Annotated in this window: 17 protein-coding genes and 2 pseudogenes; 16 read left to right on the top strand and 3 right to left on the bottom strand. The window is 61.6% G+C overall.

Translation table 11 applies throughout. From position 1 onward, the window contains the following. The 3 genes from AC07XF_RS27705 to gspG form a co-directional block, all read right to left on the bottom strand. Positions 1-542, bottom strand: a 542-nt coding sequence (locus tag AC07XF_RS27705) for a hypothetical protein (protein ID WP_495029053.1), incomplete at its 3' end; no start/stop codon positions are given. A gap of 160 nt (positions 543-702) precedes the next feature. After that, the gene (locus tag AC07XF_RS27710) at positions 703-1,890 is read right to left on the bottom strand and encodes a type II secretion system F family protein (RefSeq protein ID WP_495029054.1); all 1,188 of its coding nucleotides are present in this window, start codon (positions 1,888-1,890) and stop codon (positions 703-705) included. 14 nt (positions 1,891-1,904) lie between these two features. Then, entirely contained in the window at positions 1,905-2,339 is a 435-nt protein-coding gene (gene gspG, locus AC07XF_RS27715) for a type II secretion system major pseudopilin GspG (RefSeq protein WP_495029055.1), read from the bottom strand. 196 nt (positions 2,340-2,535) lie between these two features. Between gspG and AC07XF_RS27720 the strand changes: the two genes are divergently transcribed. The 16 genes and pseudogenes from AC07XF_RS27720 (at position 2,536) to AC07XF_RS27795 (ending at position 15,622) form a co-directional block, all read left to right on the top strand. After that, a complete protein-coding gene (locus AC07XF_RS27720; RefSeq protein WP_495029056.1) occupies positions 2,536-3,144 on the top strand; it encodes a lytic transglycosylase domain-containing protein in 609 nt (202 codons plus the stop codon). A gap of 438 nt (positions 3,145-3,582) precedes the next feature. Further along, positions 3,583-3,876 (top strand): annotated as a pseudogene (locus AC07XF_RS27725) (hypothetical protein); the annotation flags it as partial. Between the two features lie 27 nt (positions 3,877-3,903). Then, on the top strand, positions 3,904-4,560 hold the full coding sequence (locus AC07XF_RS27730) for an SCO family protein (protein WP_495029057.1): 657 nt from the start codon (positions 3,904-3,906) through the stop codon (positions 4,558-4,560). A 35-nt stretch (positions 4,561-4,595) separates the two neighbouring features. Continuing rightward, positions 4,596-4,970, top strand: a pseudogene (locus AC07XF_RS27735) (SCO family protein); the annotation flags it as partial. A 9-nt stretch (positions 4,971-4,979) separates the two neighbouring features. Then, on the top strand, positions 4,980-6,530 hold the full coding sequence (locus AC07XF_RS27740) for a cytochrome c/ABC transporter substrate-binding protein (protein WP_495029058.1): 1,551 nt from the start codon (positions 4,980-4,982) through the stop codon (positions 6,528-6,530). Positions 6,531-6,543: 13 nt separating this feature from the next. Next, a complete protein-coding gene (locus AC07XF_RS27745; RefSeq protein WP_495029059.1) occupies positions 6,544-7,497 on the top strand; it encodes a peptidylprolyl isomerase in 954 nt (317 codons plus the stop codon). A 224-nt stretch (positions 7,498-7,721) separates the two neighbouring features. Next, the gene (locus AC07XF_RS27750; RefSeq protein WP_495029060.1) at positions 7,722-8,255 is read left to right on the top strand and encodes a response regulator; all 534 of its coding nucleotides are present in this window, start codon (positions 7,722-7,724) and stop codon (positions 8,253-8,255) included. 84 nt (positions 8,256-8,339) lie between these two features. Continuing rightward, positions 8,340-10,046: a GspE/PulE family protein gene (locus AC07XF_RS27755; protein ID WP_495029061.1), complete on the top strand. Its 1,707-nt coding sequence runs from the start codon at positions 8,340-8,342 to the stop codon at positions 10,044-10,046. Continuing rightward, positions 10,027-10,830 (top strand): hypothetical protein, encoded by an 804-nt coding sequence (locus tag AC07XF_RS27760; protein WP_495029062.1) that lies wholly within the window; start codon positions 10,027-10,029, stop codon positions 10,828-10,830. Before AC07XF_RS27755 ends, AC07XF_RS27760 begins: the two co-directional genes overlap by 20 nt. 1 nt (position 10,831) lies before the next feature. Then, the gene (locus tag AC07XF_RS27765) at positions 10,832-11,377 is read left to right on the top strand and encodes a PilN domain-containing protein (RefSeq protein ID WP_495029063.1); all 546 of its coding nucleotides are present in this window, start codon (positions 10,832-10,834) and stop codon (positions 11,375-11,377) included. After that, positions 11,364-11,912, top strand: a complete 549-nt coding sequence (locus AC07XF_RS27770) for a pilus assembly protein PilO (protein WP_495029064.1) — start codon at positions 11,364-11,366, stop codon at positions 11,910-11,912. The genes AC07XF_RS27765 and AC07XF_RS27770 overlap by 14 nt, the downstream gene beginning before the upstream one ends. Further along, the gene (locus AC07XF_RS27775; protein WP_495029065.1) at positions 11,912-12,430 is read left to right on the top strand and encodes a hypothetical protein; all 519 of its coding nucleotides are present in this window, start codon (positions 11,912-11,914) and stop codon (positions 12,428-12,430) included. Before AC07XF_RS27770 ends, AC07XF_RS27775 begins: the two co-directional genes overlap by 1 nt. Next, positions 12,427-14,253, top strand: coding sequence for a secretin GspD/PilQ domain-containing protein (locus tag AC07XF_RS27780; protein WP_495029066.1), 1,827 nt, complete (start codon positions 12,427-12,429; stop codon positions 14,251-14,253). The genes AC07XF_RS27775 and AC07XF_RS27780 overlap by 4 nt, the downstream gene beginning before the upstream one ends. A 2-nt stretch (positions 14,254-14,255) precedes the next feature. Next, a complete protein-coding gene (locus AC07XF_RS27785; protein ID WP_495029067.1) occupies positions 14,256-14,729 on the top strand; it encodes a type II secretion system protein in 474 nt (157 codons plus the stop codon). A gap of 4 nt (positions 14,730-14,733) precedes the next feature. After that, positions 14,734-15,108 carry a type II secretion system protein gene (locus AC07XF_RS27790; RefSeq protein WP_495029068.1) on the top strand — a complete coding sequence of 125 codons (375 nt, stop codon included), beginning with the start codon at positions 14,734-14,736 and terminating at the stop codon, positions 15,106-15,108. Then, complete coding sequence (locus AC07XF_RS27795) at positions 15,083-15,622, top strand: type II secretion system protein (protein WP_495029069.1); 540 nt, start codon at positions 15,083-15,085, stop codon at positions 15,620-15,622. Before AC07XF_RS27790 ends, AC07XF_RS27795 begins: the two co-directional genes overlap by 26 nt. Positions 15,623-15,766: the final 144 nt, after the last annotated feature.

The following is a 15,766-nucleotide window of genomic DNA, read 5'->3' on the forward strand; positions in this document are numbered from 1 at the left end:
ACGCCACGGTCATCGCCGGGTTCGCCATTGGCATGGACGCCGCGGTCATCGCCGGGTTCGCCATTGGCATGGACGCCGCGGTCATCGCCGGGTTCGCCATTGGCATGGACGCCGCGGTCATCGCCGGGTTCGCCATTGGCATGGACGCCACGGTCATCACCGGGCTCATCATGGGTGCCGCTGCGTCCTGAGGACGAGACCGATCCGGAGTGGCCCGAACCGCTGTTGGCACTGCCATGGCCACTGTTGCTGCCATGGTCGCCGCTATGGCCGCTGCCGCTGTTGCCGCCGCCGCTTCCACCATGACTGCCACCGCCACCGCCACCGCCACTACCACCGCCGCCGCCGCCACCACTGCCGCCGCCGCCACCACCTCCGCTACCGCCACCACCGCCGCCACTTCCGCCACCACCACCGCCGCCACTACCCCCATCCTTGGCCTGAGCACTGGATACTCCGGACAGGTTGTCCGGAATCAATACGGTAGACGCCGACAGAACCGCGCCAATAGCTACTGCCAGTAAAAGCTTATTGATGTGCATGTCGTTCTCCGTTTTCTTATTCAGAATGGAACGTTGATTAACATTGCAATGTGCTGCTTTTTTTTCCCGTAGGAACTTTGTAAACAGTCCAACGAATCGATTTATTCGGCTGGAGCGTTGAAAAAGAATGCAACGTACGACGCGACCTTGTTCCCGAGGGTCAGTGAATGCTTGAGGCCAGTTCGAAAATCGGGATGTACATCAGGATCACGATCACCCCGATCAACAGGCCGATGAAGGTCATGAGCAAGGGTTCGAACAGCCGCACGAACCATTCGATCCAGCGGCTGATTTCTTCGTCGTAGAAGTCGGCGCTGCGCTCCATCATCTGCCCGAGGTTGCCGGACTGTTCGCCGGCGCGCAGCAGGCGCAGGGACACGGGGGTCACCAGTTGATTGAGTTCCAGCGCGGCAGAGAGCGATTGCCCCTCGCGCACCCGGTCGCAGGCCTGGTCCAGGCGTGCGCGGGAGGCGACGGTGAGCAAGCCACGGACCATGCCCATGGCGGTGACCAGGGGAATGCCGCCTTGCAGCAGAATACCCAGTGAACGGTAAAAGCGCGCCAGTTCATACATGAAGATGCGCTGGTGCACCGCGGGGAGTTTTTCGATCAGGCGGTCCAGTCCCCGACGAAAGGCCGGTTGGCGCTGGAGCAGGGCGAGAGCGACGATGATGGCCAGCAGGCCACCGAAGAATTCGCCCTGGTGGGTGTGAAGGAACATGCCGCAGCTCATCAGGATCTGCGACAACCATGGCAGGTTCGACCCCAGCCCTTCAAACACCAGGCTGAAGCGCGGTACGACATAACCCATCAAAAACAAAACCACGCCACCTCCCACCACCAGCAACAGCATGGGGTAGATCGAGGCGCTGACGATCTTCTGGCGAACCTCGTCCATGCGCTGGCGATAGCTGACATATCGGCCCAGGGCATCGCCCACGGCACCGGTCTTTTCACTGGACTGCACCAGCGCAACGTACAGTGGGGGGAACACGGCCGACAGCTGGCTCAATGCCTGGGAAAACGATTTGCCCTCGTAAAGCAAGCGGACCAGTTCGCTCAAGGTTTTGCGGGCTTGTGGCGCGCTTTCCTTTTCCGCCAGGCTTTCCAGCGCATCGATCAACGGCAGGCCGGCATTGAGCAACGTGGTCAGTTCCTGGCTGAACAACACCAGGTTGAAGGTCTCGCGTTGCTTGAGACGCAATGCGCGCCAATGCCGCTCGGCGTGCAGGCTGACAACCCGCAGGCCCTGGTCTTCGGCAATGCGCCTGGCTTCGCTGTGCCCCGGTGCCTCGACGGTCATTGCAACGACACCGGCCTTGCCGACGGCTTTGAGATGAAAGCGCATGGTCGCCGTTCCCGTCAGTTCCAGTTGGTGACTTCGGCGTTCTCGCCTTCGCCACCGGGCTGCCCGTCCTTGCCCATGGACAACAGGTCGTACTCGCTGTTTTCACCGGGATAGCGATAGGCGTAGTTGTGGCCCCATGGGTCTTGCGGGAGTTTTTTCTGCAGGTACGGGCCGGTCCAGTGCGGTTCGTCGGCGGGAGCAGTGACCAGCGCCTGCAAGCCCTGTTCGGTCGACGGGTAATGGCCGACCTCCAGGCGGTAAAGGTCCAGGGCTTTGCTCAAGCCTTCTATCTGCGCCTTGGCCACTTTCACTTCGGAACGGCCGAGTTGGGCGAAATACTTCGGCGCCACGATGCCGGCCAACAACCCCAGCACCACCAGCACCACCAACAGTTCGAGCAGGGTGAACCCACTTTGGGTTCGCCGGGCATAACACAGTCGCTGATTCATGATGACCTCATAACAGTCGGCAGCAGAGTTGCCATGTAGTTGCATGCAATTGCCATGCTCATGATTGGTGATCCTTCTGCACCCCCCGTGCTATGGGCCTTCTCACTTACGGCACAGTGCTTGCGTATGGCTGTTCCACGACTGGCCATTGGGGCAATACCCCCAATTTTCGGGGCCGGGAAGGGGAGGTATAACAATGAAATCACTCACCACCGGGTTGCTGGGTCTGCTTGTGTTGACCGGCGCCGCACAGGCCGATGTGTTTGTTTCCGTGGACGCCAAAGGCAGCTATGTCCTGTCCAATGTCCACCGCCCGGGACGCCACTATGAACGGGTGATCCATGAGCCCGATGCGGCGGTCGTCAGCCTCGACCAGCAGCCGCAGATGATCGCCGCGCAACCCTATGCCGAGCTGGTGTCGGCGGCGGCCACGGCCAACGAACTGCCGGCGGCGCTGCTGCACGCGGTGATCAAGACCGAATCCCGTTACAACGCCCGCGCTACCTCGCCCAAGGGCGCTCGCGGACTGATGCAGTTGATGCCCGACACCGCCCGCGAAATGGGTGTGACCAACGTCTACGACCCCAAGGCCAACATCCAGGGTGGCGCCCGCTATCTCAAGCGCCTGATGACGATGTTCGACAACGATATCCGCCTCGCCGTGGCGGCCTACAACGCTGGCCCGCAAGCGGTGCTCAGCCGGGGCAACGTGGTCCCGCCGTTCGCCGAAACCCAGCGATATGTGCCCAGCGTGCTGAACCAGTATCGGCTTTTACAGGGGTTGTCGGCGGATGCGCCGCTGTGATCGAAACCCCGGGGTAGTTTTCCCCAATAGTGGGGAAAAGTGGCCCCGGAGAGAAAGTGGGGGATTGGGTGGGGAATATCCCCCGGCTTATCAAGTCGTGAACATAACTGGCTGATTAATAACCTATTTTTTTGTGGCACGCGGATTGCTCCAGACGAATTGTCGAGAAGCATTCCCTGATAACCCGAAGCGAGGCCCGAGTTCATGATCGGTATTTCCCACGCTCCGTCCTTGATCAATTTGCTTCGGGTAGCTGCCGGCGATTGCCTGACCTTCAAGCTGCAGAACCTGCTGACCTCCCCCCCGTGGGAGCGAGCTTGCTCGCGATAGCAGACTGGCAGTCGACATCGCTGGCGACTGTAAAGCAGCCATCGCGAGCGAGCTCGCTCCTACAAGGGGCGGGCAAGGCAGGAACAGATCGGTAAGAGGAATGTTGTTATGGACAGGACCATCACAATCGCTGGCAGCGCGCTGATTCTTGGAATGGCATTGATCGTGTTCGGGGTATGGCGGACCAAGCCCCCGACTGCGCTCAACGAAGTCGCCTTGCCCGACACCTGGAGCGACCAGACGCTGGAGCGTGACGGGGTTTCGGTGGCCCTTGATGTAAAGCCCCCGGCCAAGGACGGTGTACTGCGTGAGGGTGGCGTTGCCGATGCGCAGTTTCGTGTGACGGACAAAGCCTCCGGCCAACCCTTGTCCGGCGTCGCGCCAGGTGTTCGGGTCATACCCGGCGATACCCCCTAAGAGGAAACTGACATGAACCGATTCGCACATTGCGGCCTGCTGACGTTCTGCCTGTTGGCCATCGGTATCGACCAGGCCCTGGCTCACTCGGAGAGCGAGCACGGCGGGCACGACATGCCGACCAGGTCCGCCAGCCCGGAGACCGCCCGGATCAAGTTTGCCGACGTGGCCCTGCTGGACCAGAACGGCCAGGTCGTCAACCTGGAAAAAGACCTGGTGAGCAACAAGATCGTGGTCATGGGCTTCATCTACACCAGCTGCACCACGGTCTGCCCGGTGGTGTCCTCGATCATGGGCAAGGTGCAGAAACAGTTGGGTGCGCGGGTCGGCACCGAGGTGCAACTGGTGTCGATCAGCATCGACCCGCAGCGTGATGATCCCCAACGCCTGAATGACTACGCCCGCACCTTCCAGATAGGGCCGGGCTGGAGTTGGCTGACCGGTTCGCAGCAGTCGGTCGATGCCACCCTCAAGGGCCTGGGCGCCTACAGCGAAGATTTCAGGAACCACTCGCCGCTGATTCTGGTGGGGGATGGCAACAGCCGTTTCTGGACCCGCTACTACGGTTTCACCGACCCGACGGAGCTGGCCCGTGCCGTCGAGAAGCTCAGTGGTGAACGCAACGCCCATGCCAAGCACACCGCCATTGCCATGGAGCATCAGCCATGAGAGCCATCGACGGGTTCGCCCTGAGCATCTGTTTCAACGATGCTTGCTGGCGGATTACCCGCAAGCTCAAAAAAGAAATGCGTGAATTACTGGGCGACAAGACCGACGGCATCACCTTTATCTCCCTTACCAGTGATCCGCTGCGGGACACCCCGGCGGTACCCAAGGCTTACACCTTGAAACAGGGCATCGATGGGCCCCACTGGTTTTTTCTTACCGGCGACAAGGTGCAAATGGACCTTGTATTGGGCCGCATCGGCCAGATCGTGCCGACCCCCGAGCAGCACTCCATCCAGTTGATCGTCGGTGACGTGGCGAACAAGCGCTGGAGCAAAATCCGTCCCGATGCCCCGGCCGCCGCCATTGCCCAGCGCTTGCAGTTGCTGACAATGTCCGTGGCCGGTCGCTGAGCCACGGCCATGAATACTGCCCTGGTCCTTGGCCTGCTCCTTTTCGGCGGCATCACGCTCACCGCCCAGGCGTTGCCGCTGAGTCTCAGTGAAAGTGCCGGTAAGCGGTTGTACCGCGAAGGCGTGTCGGCCAGCGGCGAACCGATCATGGCCCGCGTCGGTGCATCGGACATGGTGCTGCCGGCCACTAGCCTGCCGTGTGCCAATTGTCACGGCGAAGATGGCCTCGGGCGCCCGGAAGGCGGGGTGCGACCGCCGGACCTGAGATGGTCGCGGCTGACCAGCAGCCATGGCCAGCAACACATCAACGGCCGCAGTTATCCGGCCTACAACGACAGCACCCTGGCGCGGGCGGTGCAGGAGGGGCGCGACCCCGGCAACAATCGGCTCGACCCGACGATGCCACGGTTCGTGTTGTCGATGAACGATCAACGCAACCTCACGGCGTACCTCAAGCGCCTGACCGAAGAGCGCGACCCGGGCCTGATGCCCGACAGTCTGCACCTGGGCACGTTGTTGCCGGGCACCGGGCCATTGAGCGAGGAGGGCGTCACGGTGGCGGCGGTGCTCAACGGCTGTGTGGCGCGTATCAACGAGACTGGCGGAATTCATGGCCGGCAGTTGCGCCTGACCATCCTCGACCCCGGCGCCGACCGCGCCAGTGCCGAAAAGGCGCTGGACCGGTTGATCGATGAAGAGCAGGTGTTTGCCCTGATTGCACCGCTGGCGCCGGCATTGGACCTGGACTTCGCCGTGCGCCTGGAACAGGCCGGCATTCCCCTGATCGGGCCGCTGTCCTTGCAAGGCACGCCCCACACCAGCCCGCAGATATTCGAACCGCTGCCGGGGCTTCGCGAGCAATTGATCGCCCTGGCCGACTACGCCAGTGCCAGCTTGCGGGTGCTTCAAGGGCCGACGCTGATCGCCTACCCGGATGAATCGGGCCAACGGCTGGCGGCGCAGGAACTCAGCCAGTACTTGCAGGGACACGCCTGGCAAAAGGTGCGCCTGCAAGCCTACGACCCGACCAGGGATGATTTGCCCTTGGGGTCGCGCTCGGTGTTTTACCTGGGCAGCAGCAGCGGCTTCAGTCATCTGGCCGAGCGCTTGCAAACGGCAGGGCAGGTGCCTTACCTGTTCGCCACCTCGAACCAGGTGGCGGGCAATCTGATGCAGGTGCCCAGCGGATTTTCCCGGCGGGTGTTCCTGGCCTATCCGTTCGTGCCCAGCGACTGGACTCTGGCCGGGCGCCTGGCCTTGACCCAGTTGCGCGAACACCAGGGCCTCGGCGGCCAGCATGCGGTACTGCAAGTGGGCGCGTTCAGTTCGATGATGCTGCTCAGCGAAGGCATGAAGCAGGCCGGGCGGGATGCCAGTCGCGAGAAGCTGGTCAGTGCCCTGGAAGGCCTGCGTGACTTCGATACCGGGCTGACGCCGCTGATCAGCTTTGGTCCGGGCCGGCGCCTGGGCTTGCGCGGTGCCCATATCGTCACGGTGGATCTGCCGGCCCAGCGTTTCTATCTGGTCGCCCCCTATAAACCCATTGCTGCCACGCCCTGACCGGAGGCCGATCATGAAACTCAACTCGTTGCTGGTCCTGCTGACACTGTGGGTGCCCGTGGCGTGGTGCAGCAATGGCCCGGCCGCGGCGCGGGTCAATGGCGAGGAAATATCCCGGTTACGCCTGGAGCGCTACTTCGCCGAGTACCTGGAGGATCAGGGCCGGGCGGTAGGCAGCATCGGCAATCCGAACGCCTACAAGCAACTGCGCAAGGCCGCGCTGGATGCCTTGATCGACCGCGAATTGTTGTGGCAGGAAGCCGTCAAGCGCGGCGTGGTGATCAATGATGTCGTGGTTAAAGACCAGGTCGATCAGACCCGTCAGGCCATGGGCGGCGCGGAGGTGTTTGCCAGGCGTCTGGAGGACGCCGGTTTCGACGAAGCCGGCTACACCGAATACACCCGTCGCGAACTGGCGGCCCGGCAGGTGTTCAATGACCTTGTCCAGGCCAGTGAGCCGGACGAAAAGCAGGTCCGGGCGTTCTACGATGAACACCGTGCCGAGATGAACCGGCCCGAAGAAGTGCAAGCCCGGCATATCCTGATCAAGGTAGCGCCCGGTGCCGACGCTTCCACTGTCGAAGCCGCGCGACTACGCTTATCCGGGATGAGGGCATCCATCGTTGCCGGGGCCGATTTTGCCAGCGTTGCCCGCAGTGGGTCCGAAGACGCGTCGGCCAGCGACGGTGGCAACCTGGGTTACTTTCCCCGTGGACGAATGCTGCCGGAGTTCGAGGCCGCTGCGTTTGCCCTGGCACCGGGGGCCGTCAGCGAACCCGTGCGTACGTCGGTGGGCTGGCATTTGATTTATTTAGAGAATCACATGGAGGCGACCAATGTTCCGGAGCCGCAAGGACTTGATATGGTTCGGGCTTACCTTGGCCGACAACAAGAGGTTCAAGCTCGCTTGCAGGTATTGGCGCAATTGCGTTCGCGCAATCGAATCGAGCGGCTTGACGATGAATAGGGGGGTTCCCCAAAAGTGGGGAAAAAACTTCAATGCCAATCCAATCGCATTCCCCGTTTTTGGGGGATGGGATTTCTGTACAAGAAGGCATTGTTTTTTAAATTCAAGGACATGAAGACCTAAAATTACCGGCGCTCAGCCTGGCATGAAGTGTGCGTTAGTCCTGTCAGGGCGCGCACTCCGTCAGGTTCAAAACCCGGACCTGCGGTTACAAGGAGTCCACCTTGTTGAACAAAATACTGGTTGTTGACGACGAACAGTTGCTGGCGGAAAACCTTCAGGGTTACCTGCAGGCGCAAGCACTGGAAGTCCGGATTGCTCACGACGGTGCACAAGGAATCGCCGAAGCAGGCGTTTTCGCACCCGATGTGATGGTGTTCGATTACCGCTTGCCCGATATGGAAGGCTTTCAGGTGCTCGATGCCGTCCGCCAGAACAGGAAGTGCCATTTTGTGCTGATCACAGGGCATCCCACCGCAGAAGTTTGCGAGCGGGCCCGGCAACTGGGAGTCAGCCATATCCTGTTCAAACCGTTTCCATTGGCGGAATTGGCCCGTGCAGTGCTTGATCTTCTGGGCAGGAAGCGCGAACCCAAAGCGGGCGTGAGCACATCCGAAGGCTTTGTCGAGCGACGCCAGAGCAAGACCGAGAGTTTCCCGCTGCAGTTGTACGACGGTAGTTGGGTGCTTGCTGATCGCCGAAAAAGTTCATCGGCCTCCATGGCGCCAGACGACGAACAATTGCTCACCGGGGAGTAGTGGCGCGACAAGACGTTCCGGCCTCCGCCGAAATTGCTCGTCGCGCCGACAGGGCTCAAAGCCCCGGGCGTTGGAGAGCAAGCCATGGACCGTCTATCCCTTGCAGTAGAACCGGCGCAGTTGGCATGTGTACCGACTCGTTTTACCAGTGAACAACTGGCCCAGGCCCGAGCCCTGGCCACCAGTTCCGGCGAACGGATGCTGGACGCCCTGGCGGGGCTGTGTGAACTGGCGCCCATGCCTTTTATTCAATGCCTCGGCGTGACCCTGCACTACCCGGTGCTCGACACCGGCAGCCTGTTCAATTCCACCCCGGTATTCGACCGGGTGACCCTGGCCCAATGCCTCAAGCGCGAATTCATTCTGCTGCGTCATGACGATGCGGTCATCGGTGTGTTCGCCGACCCTTTCGACAGCGCTCGCCTGGCCTGGATCGATGAATGCCTGCACGGTGCGCCGCTGTACCTGGTGCATGCCGATGACCTGAAGGCCTACCTGGCGCGTCACGAAGAAAGCTTCCATGCGGTGGAGTCGCTCAACGCCCAGAGCGACGCCGGCGCCGAAATCGATAACCTGCAAAGCCTGTCCCTGACCAGCATCAGCGAAGACTCCAGCGTCGTGGTCAAACTGGTCAACTCGACCCTGTACGACGCGCTGAAAATGCACGCCAGCGACATCCACCTCGGCACCACTGGCAGCGGCCTGGTGATCAAGTACCGGATCGACGGCGTGCTCAACAACATCAGCAAGATCCAGGGCAACGAGTTCGCCGAGCAAGTGATTTCCCGGGTCAAGGTCATGGCCGAACTGGACATCGGCGAAAAACGCGTGCCTCAGGATGGCCGTTTCAAGATCGGTATCAGCGGCCGGCAGATCGACTTCCGGGTGTCGATCATGCCGAGCATCTTCGGCGAAGACGCGGTGCTGCGGGTACTCGACAAACAGGACCTCGCCGACAAAGTCTGTGGCGTGCAACTGCAGGCCCTGGGCTTTGAAGAAGAAACCCTGCGCCAGTTGCGCCGGCTGGCCGCCGAACCCTACGGCATGGTGCTGGTGACCGGTCCTACCGGTAGCGGCAAGACCACCACCCTGTACGCGATGATCACCGAGATCAACCACGGCGTGGACAAGATCATCACCATTGAAGACCCGGTGGAGTATCAACTGCCAGGCGTGCTGCAAATCCCTGTCAACGAGAAGAAAGGCCTGACCTTCGCCCGGGGCCTGCGCTCGATCCTGCGTCATGACCCGGATAAGATCATGGTCGGTGAAATCCGCGACCCGGACACCGCACAGATCGCCGTGCAATCGGCGCTTACCGGTCACCTGGTGTTCACCACCATTCACGCCAACAACGTGTTCGACGTGATTAGCCGTTTCACCCAGATGGAAATCGATCCCTACAGCCTGGTCTCGGCACTCAATGCCGTGCTGGCCCAGCGTTTGATCCGCCTGGTCTGCACCAGCTGCAGCGGCCCTTACAGCCCGACAGAAGAAGAGCTGGAGGTCTCGGGGCTTGATCCGCAAAAGGTCGCTCACTACCAGTTTGTCCACGGCAAGGGCTGCGGGCACTGTCGGGGCACCGGTTATCGCGGACGGAGCGCGATTGCCGAGCTGCTGCACCTGGACGACGAACTGCGGCAAATGATCGTCGAGCGCCAACCCATTTCGAAAATCAAGGCCCATGCCTGCAAACGTGGCTTGCGCCTGTTGCGCGAGTCGGCGCTGGAGATGGTGGAACAAGGCCGGACCACTCTCGAGGAGATCAATCGTGTCACTTTTATCTCGTGAGCAGTTTGTCGCGGTGCTCGGCTCCAGCGGTGTTGGCCTGGGGCAACGACAAGGCAGTGCAACCCGCTGGCTGGGCAGCGTCGGCTACATCGACGAAGGCTTCCAGGCCTGGACGGTAGCCCTCGACACCCTCGACCGTTTGCTGGCCGAACACACCGTTGCCAGGGCGGAACTGACCGTGGTGATCTCCGGGCATTTCAGCCGCTATTGCCTGGTGCCCTGGAGCGAGCAGATCAGCAGCCCGGCCGAATTGCTCGGCTTCGCCCAACTGTGTTTCGAAGACCTCTACGGTGCCCCGAAGCAACCCTGGAGCCTGGTGCTCTCGCCCGAACCCGCCGGTTACGACCGCATCGCCACCGCACTGCCACAGGACTTGCTCGAACGCCTGCGCGCCGTGGTCAGCGCTCGCGGGTTGCGCCTGCGTTCGGTGCAACCCTACCTGATGGCGGCGTTCAACCATTTCGATAAAAGCTTTGATGCCGGGGACTTCCTGTTCGTGGTCGCTGAACCGGTGCGCAGCGTGTTGCTGCTGGCCCGGGAAGGGCGCTGGACCTCGGTGCGTTCGGTCGGCAGCAGCGACAGCGATGCCGCGCTGGCCGCGCTGATCGGCCGTGAAAACCAGTTGCAGGCTTCCACCAGCGAACGGCCGTTGAATGTCTATCTGCATGCACCGGCGCGCATCGATTCACACCCTGACGTGCCCGGTGTGCATTTGCGCACCCTCGAAGAAGACCGGACAGCCGTACGCGATTGCCTGTACGTCATGTCTCGGGCGGTGGCCTGACATGCGCGCCCTGATGCTCGACTTTCAGCCGCGCCGTCGTTCCGGTCCCCTGGGCTGGAGCCTGTTGGCCGGTGGCGTGGTACTGACACTGACCTGTCTTCTGGTGCAACAGCATCTGAGCAACGAGGCCGAGCAACAGCAAGGCCACCTGCAAACCACACAGCGAGTGCTCACCGGCGATACCGGCACCAGGCTCAGCCTGACACCGGCGCAAATCCGCGAGCAGGCGCAGAACCTGGCCGAAATGCGCAAGGTCTCCCAGCAGTTGCGCCGCCCCTGGGAACGCCTTTTCGCCACGCTCGAAACCATGCCACGGGACAACATTGCCCTGCTGACCCTGACCCCGGACGCCCGCAAAGGCCTGGTGCGGATCAGCGCCGAGGCGCTGGACCTGGACGCCATGCTCGATTTCCACCGCCGCCTCGAAGCCAGCGACGAGTTGTCCGACGTGTCGCTGCTGAGCCACGAAATTGTCGCCAACGTGCCGGAACACCCGGTGCAGTTCAACCTGTCGGCTACCTGGGAGATCGGCGATGCAAATCCCTAAATTGATCGTCCACGAATACCTGCAAGGCCTGGGCGTTCCAGGACTGGCAGGGCTGGCCATGCTGATGCTGTCGCTGAGCTATGGCCTGGTCGGGTTGCTGCCGGACTGGGAGTCGTTGCAAAGCCTCAACCAGCAGACTCGCGAAGCCACCGAGTATCTGGCCAAGGTCGAAGACGGCACCGTGGCTGCGCCGGTGGTGCCGCAGCGTCAGCTCGACGATTTCCGCAGCAAGTTGCCGTCCCAGCCTCAGGCCACCGTGGCCATCGACAAGATTTACGCCCTGGCCGCCCAGGAGCGCATCACCTTGTCCCGGGGCGAATACTCCCTGGGCGTGGACCCCAAGACGCACCTGGCCCGTTATCAGATTCTGCTGCCGGTACGTGGCAGCTATCCGCAACTGCGGCGTTTCCTGCACGCCTTGCTCGGCCAGTTGCCAGCGGTGGTGCTGGAGGATGTGGAGTTTCAGCGCAAGAACATCGCCGATACCGACCTGACCGGGCGAATCCGCATGACCCTTTACCTGTCGAGGTCATGATGAATACCAAACGAGTGGCGGGTTGGGTGGCGTTCTTCGGTATAGCGGCAGCGCTCGCCTGGTTCCCCGAATACTTCAAGCCGGCTGACGACAGCGACCCCGCGGTGGCCGCCGTGGCCACGCCAACCAAGGGCAAGATCCCAGGCGCATCGACGACTGCATCGACCGTCGCAGCAGTGGCGCCGATCAAGGACCTGAGCCCTGCAGGCGACCTCTTCGCCGCCCACAGCTGGAAAGCGGCGCCGGCCCCCGGCACCGTCACGGAACAATCGGTAGACGTTACTCCGGTGGTGCAAGTCCCCACTGCACCGCCGTTGCCCTTCCAGTTTGTCGGCAGGCTGGATGACCGTTCCGATCTGCAGGTGTTTTTGCAGAGCGGCGAAAAAATATACGTCGTGCGCAAAGGGGATGTTATCGACGAAACCTGGCGGATCGAGCGGATTTCCAATGAGGAACTGAGCCTGGTCTACCTGCCTCTGCATTTATCGCAGACTTTGTCTGTGGGGAGTACGGAATGAACAAATCCCGTTTGCTGATGAGCCTTTGTCTGTGCGCAGGGCTGGCCGCATGCAGTTCGGCGCAGGTGGCCAAGGATGAAGCTTCCGCCCTGATCGAATCGGGCCAGTACGAAGCCGGTCTGGCCCGCATCGAACAGGGATTGCGTGAAAACCCTCGCGATACCGATTTGCACATGGCCCTCAACAACGGTCGGGCCCTCGCCGTGACGACGCTGCTGACCCAGGCCGACATGGACCGGGCCCAGCGTAATTTCGCCGGGGCCCGCATGACTTACAGCCGGGTCTTGAACATCGAGCCGAACAACCGTCGTGCCCAGGATGCCCTGCGCCAGCTCGACTACCTGCGCAGCATGGATGAGAAACTCGAACTGGCCCGTGGCGACCTGCGTCGCGGTGACATCTACGGTGCCGACCGCCAGGTCAAACAGATACTCGAACTGGACCCCAAGAACGATGGCGCCCTGGAACTGCAAGACAGCATCCGCCTGGTGCAGAGCCGCAACGTGGTGCAGTACCCGCAACTGCGCACGCGCCTGGACCGGCCGGTGACCCTGGAATTTCGCGATGCCAATCTCAAAACCATTTTCGAAGTACTGTCCCAGGTTGCCGGCCTGAACTTCATCTTCGACAAGGATCTGCGCCCGGATATGAAAGCCACGATCTTCGTACGTGACGTGCGTATCGAAGACGCCGTGGAACTGCTGCTGCAACAGAACCAGCTGCATCAGAAAGTGGTGAATGAAAACACCTTGCTGATCTACCCGGACTCGCCGCAGAAGCTCAAGGATTATCAGGAGCTGGTGATGCGCACCTTCTACCTGACCAGCATCGATGCCAACACGGCACTGAACATGATCAAGACCATGCTCAAGACCCGCGACGTGTTCGTTGATGAACGCCTCAACACCCTGACCATGCGCGATACCGGTGATGCGGTGCGCATGGCGGAAAAACTCCTGCAATCCCAGGACCAGTCCAACCCGGAAGTGGTGCTGGAAGTGGAAGTGATGGAGGTTGCCCGCCAACGCATTCTCGACCTTGGCCTGCAATGGCCCAACACCTTCGGTGTGGTCAACAGCGACGGCTCGCCAGTGACCATTCTTGACCAACTCAAAGGCATCGACTCCAGCCGGATTACCATCTCGCCATCGCCTCAGGCCAAGATCAACGCGGCGGACAAGGACATCAACACCCTGGCCAGCCCGGTGATTCGGGTCAGTAACCGTGAGCAGGCGCGCATCCACATCGGTCAGCGCGTGCCGATCATCAGCGCCACTTCGGTGCCTTCGACCCAGGGGCCGGTGATCACCGAAAGCGTGACCTACCTTGACGTCGGTCTCAAGCTCGAAGTGCAACCCATCGTGCACCTGAACAACGAAGTGGCGATCAAGATCGCGCTGGAAGTCAGTAACGCCACGCCGCTGACGCCGACCGCTCAGGGCACCATTCCGGTCCAGGTCGATACCCGCAACGCCCAGACTACCTTGCGCCTGCATGATGGCGAAACCCAGATCCTCGCCGGCCTGGTGCGCAACGACCACGGCGCCACCGGTAACAAGATCCCCGGCCTGGGTGACATTCCCGGCCTGGGTCGCCTGTTCGGCAGCAACAAGGATGACGTCAGCAAATCCGAACTGGTGCTGTCGATCACCCCGCGGATCGTGCGCAACCTGCCGTACCAGAGCCCGTCGGACATGGAATTCCCGACCGGCACCGAAACCAGCATGCACATCCAGGCACCGGACCGTTCGATGAGCACGACGGTTCAGACCGGCCCCATGAGCGCACCGATCGCCACCACCGTTACCGTTGGGAAGCCTTGATCATGAACGCCTCGCAGCGCGGTTTTACCCTGATCGAAGTCGTGGTGACGCTCGCCCTGGTCGGTCTGCTGGCCGGCATGGCCGCACCGCTGACCGAGACGATAGTGCGCCGGGGCAAAGAGCAGGATCTGCGGACCGCGCTGTACCAGATCCGCGATGCCATCGACGCCTACAAACAGGCCTTCGACGCCGGCTACATCGAGAAGTCGGTCGACAGCAGCGGTTACCCGCCGAACCTGAAAGTGCTGGTCGATGGTGTGCGTGACGTGCGCAGCGCCAAGGGGGCCAAGTTCTATTTTCTGCGGCGTATCCCCCGTGACCCGCTGGCCATCGTCAAGCGTGACGACGGTGGCGGCTGGGGCCTGCGTTCCTATGACAGTTCGGCTGAGAACCCGCGGGAGGGCCAGGACGTCTTTGACGTTTACTCCAAGGCCCGGGGCAAGGGTCTCAACGGCATCGCTTATCGGGAGTGGTGAGCCTATGCGTCGGCAAAAGGGTTTTACCCTGATTGAACTGATGGTGGTCATGGCAATCATCGCGACCCTGATGACGATCGCCTTGCCACGTTATTTCAGCAGCCTGGAAGCCTCGAAAGAGACCACCCTGCACCAGAGCCTGTCGGCCATGCGCGAGGCGCTGGATCACTACTATGGGGACACCGGTCGTTATCCCGATTCCATCAATCAACTGGTTGAACTGCGCTACCTGCGTAGCCAGCCGCTGGACCCGATTGCCGAGCGCAAGGACACCTGGGTCATGGTCGCACCACCGGATGGCGTGGCGGGCGGGGTTGCCGATATCAAGAGTGGAGCCACGGGGAGGGCGCGTGATGGCAGCCTGTATTCCGAGTGGTAAACCTTCGAGCCAGGACGGCTTCACCTACCTGGGTGTGCTGTTTCTGATCGTCGTGATGGGCATGGGCCTGGCCAGTGCCGGCGAGTTGTGGGCTACCGCTGCACGCCGGGATCGCGAAAACCAGTTGCTCTGGGTCGGTACACAATATGCCCAGGCGCTGCGCAGCTATTACCGCAGTTCGCCCGGTATGGCGCAGTACCCGAAAGAACTCGCGGACCTGTTGCAGGATGAGCGTTTCCCGACGGCCAAGCACCATATCCGGCAGTTGTACCCGGAGCCAATGACCGGGGGTGAATGGGAGCTGATACGCGGTATCGACGGACGGATCAGCGGTGTGTACTGCCCGTCCACGCAGAAGCCGCTCAAGCAGGTGAACTTTCCCAGCCAGTGGTCGGACTTCAACGGTATGGCCAGCTATAAGGACTGGCAGTTCGTGGCCGAAAAAGTTGTCCCCGATGGCACCGACGGACCGCCGAAAACGCAGTCCACCGCGCCCCAGGCATTGCAGCCTTGAACCGCAGGAGCGAGCCTGACAGCCGACCAGTCCTTCAAGGGTGTACACAACTCAAACTGTGGGAGCGGGCTTGCTCGCGAAGGCGGTTGATCATTCAACATCTCTGTTGGCTGACACTCCGCTTTCGCGAGCAAGCCCGCTCCC

It is taken from the genome of Pseudomonas sp. GW821-FHT01C01 (assembly GCF_059422645.1).